Origin of the sequence: Aeromonas sp., assembly GCF_050633025.1 — a bacterium.
Taxonomy (GTDB): domain Bacteria; phylum Pseudomonadota; class Gammaproteobacteria; order Enterobacterales; family Aeromonadaceae; genus Aeromonas.
Map to the genome: position 1 here is coordinate 1 of NZ_JBODRQ010000226.1, position 2,766 is coordinate 2,766.

Below are 2,766 nucleotides of genomic sequence, written 5' to 3' on the forward strand. Positions count from 1 at the left end.
CTGTCATAACCTCACAACAACTAAAAAAACGTCTGTGGACAGACGTTTAGAGTCTCATTCAGGAACAAACATGACAGATCTAAAACAGCGACTCGGCCCGTTTTGGCCCTTCGCCGTCTTCTGCGCGATAGCGCTTTTATCTCTCTCTTTCAGTCGGCTCGCCCTCGGTCTCTGGCAACTGGATCGGGTGGATGCCGTAGCCGGTTGGCAGGAGATGTTGCTACAGGGGCTGCGGGTCGACTTTGCGACCCTCTGCTGGGTCTGGGGTGTCCCCGCCATGTTCACTCTGCTGCTGGCAGGCCCCCATGCCATCGGCCGGGGCTGGCTGCAACTGATGCGAGTGTGGCTGACCGTCGGACTCTGGCTGATGCTGTTCCTCGAGATCTCCACCCCCTCGTTTATCAATGAGTACGGATTACGCCCCAATCGTCTCTATGTGGAGTACCTTATCTATCCAAAAGAGGTATTCGCCATGCTGTGGGCGGGCCGCAAAGCCGAGCTGCTGCTGGCGGTACTCTTCAGTGGCGCCGTGCTGGCCGGTGGCTGGTGGCTTAGCGGCCGTTTGGTGCGTGGCCTCAGCTTCCCCCGCTGGTATCTGCGCCCGGCCTTCGCCCTGCTCATTCTGGCCATAGGTTTTCTCGGTGCCCGCTCCAGTCTCGGTCACCGCGCCCTGAACCCGGCCATGGTCGCCTTTGCCGAGGATCCGCTGGTCAACGCCCTGACCGTCAACTCCGCCTACTCCCTCTTCTTTGCCATCAAACAGATGGGCGCCGAAGAGGATGCCAGCCAGTTTTACGGCAAAATGGCTGACCAGCAGATCATCGAAATTGTGCGTCAGGAGAGCGGCCGAGCCGTCCACCAGTTCAGCTCCGACACCTTGCCTAGCCAGACCTTCAATGAAGCCAGCTACGGCGGCAAACCGAAGAATCTGGTGATCCTGCTGCAGGAGAGCCTAGGTGCCCAGTTTGTCGGCTCCCTCGGTGGCCTGCCGCTCACCCCCAATATCGATGCGCTGTCGCAACAGGGATGGGCCTTCGAGCAGCTCTACGCCACCGGCACCCGCTCGGTCCGCGGTATCGAGGCGGTACTGACCGGCTTCACTCCGACTCCGGCACAGGCGGTGGTAAAACTCGGCAAGAGCCAGACCAACTTCTTCACCATCGCGGATCTGCTCAAGCAGCGGGGTTACGACACCAGCTTTATTTATGGCGGCGAGAGTCACTTCGACAACATGCGCAGCTTCTTCCTCGGCAACGGCTTCACCACCATCGTCGAACAGAAGGATTTCGACAATCCGGTGTTCAAGGGCTCATGGGGCGCCTCCGACGAGGATCTGATGGCCAAGGCTGACGAGACCTTCAAGGCGCTGCACAAGGAGGGCAAACCCTTCTTCAGCTTGGTGTTCAGCTCCAGCAACCACGATCCGTTCGAATTCCCGGACAACCGCATCGAACTGTTCGAGCAGCCCAAGCAGACCCGCAACAACGCGGCCAAGTATGCGGATTACGCCATCGGCGAGTTCTTCAAGAAGGCGAAACAGTCCGAATACTGGAAGGACACCCTGTTCCTGGTCATCGCCGATCACGACAGTCGGGTCGGTGGCGCCAGTCTGGTGCCCATCCCCCGCTTCCATATCCCCGGAGTCATCCTGGGTGACGGTATCGCGCCAAAGAAGGATCCACGCATCGTCAGCCAGATCGACATGGCGCCGACCCTGCTCTCCCTGATGGGGATTAATGCTGACTACCCCATGCTCGGCAAGGATCTGACCCGCATGCCTGCCGACTGGCCGGGGCGCGCCATCATGCAATACGACAAGAACTTCGCCCTGATGCGTGGCAAGGATGTGGTGATCCTGCAACCGGAACGCGCAGCGGAAGGCTATGTCTACGATGATGCCAGCGAAACACTGGCCCCGGCAGCGCAGCCGGACGCCATGAAGGAAGCGGCCCTTGGTCTGGTACTCTGGGGCAGCATGGCCTATCAGAAGGGACTCTACCGGACAGCCAGTGATGAGCGAACTGCCGCCACCGGACAGGCGCGATCAACCAGTGCCACCCGATAGCAAAAAAACAAACCGCCGAAAGGCGGTTTCAGACTGCTGACAACCCCCTGGACGCCGATCCGGGGGTTGATTTAATTGCGGCATGGTCAATCAATGGACTGCACCATGCCCAAAGAACCCTCACCCCAGCAATTTGAGATCGAGATGGTTACCCTTGAGGAACTCGTCCCCCAAGACCACCTCCTGCGTAAAATCGATAAATTCATCTCCTTTGACTTCATCCGCGACAAGGTTCACCACTGCTATTGCCAGGGCAATGGCCGACCCGCCATCGATCCTGTCCTCTTCATCGGTTATCTCTTTGGCATTCGCAGCGAGCGCCGTCTGGTTCAGGACACGCCCCTCAACCTGGCCTATCGCTGGTTCCTGCGCATGCGGGGCCCCCTGATACCAGAAATCACCGAAGCAGGATTGACCGGATATGTTCAGTGGTGGTCTGGGGGATATCCGGCCTTTCAGGGGCGCTCTGGCTTAACGCCCCTTAGGGTAAGGACGATTCCCATTACCTGCTTTGGGATATACGAGGCCGATGACCCCCAGCATTCTTGACCATGCGAACCATGAATATCTCTTTGCGGGTTTTGCGGCGTGTGCCATTGAACTCGCTATCCGATATAGATGAGTTGAAATCCTTATTGTTGCTGCTATTTACGAGCCCCCTAACCGTTCCGGCCCAGCGGTCACCAGGTTTATCCCTGCGG

The 2,766-nt window shown here is 58.5% G+C and carries 1 protein-coding gene and 1 pseudogene; both read left to right on the top strand.

The genetic code is table 11. The features are described from left to right. Nucleotides 1-70 precede the first annotated feature (70 nt). Nucleotides 71-2,065 (top strand): LTA synthase family protein, encoded by a 1,995-nt coding sequence (locus ACRAUW_RS17570; protein WP_431363304.1) that lies wholly within the window; start codon nt 71-73, stop codon nt 2,063-2,065. Between the two features lie 105 nt (nt 2,066-2,170). After that, nucleotides 2,171-2,440: pseudogene (locus tag ACRAUW_RS17575) on the top strand (transposase); the annotation flags it as partial. Nucleotides 2,441-2,766 lie beyond the last annotated feature (326 nt).

Excerpts from the sequence above, each read along its gene's own strand:
- ACRAUW_RS17570 (WP_431363304.1), top strand. The coding sequence starts at position 71 with ATGACAGATCTAAAACAGCGACTCGGCCCGTTTTGGCCCTTCGCCGTC.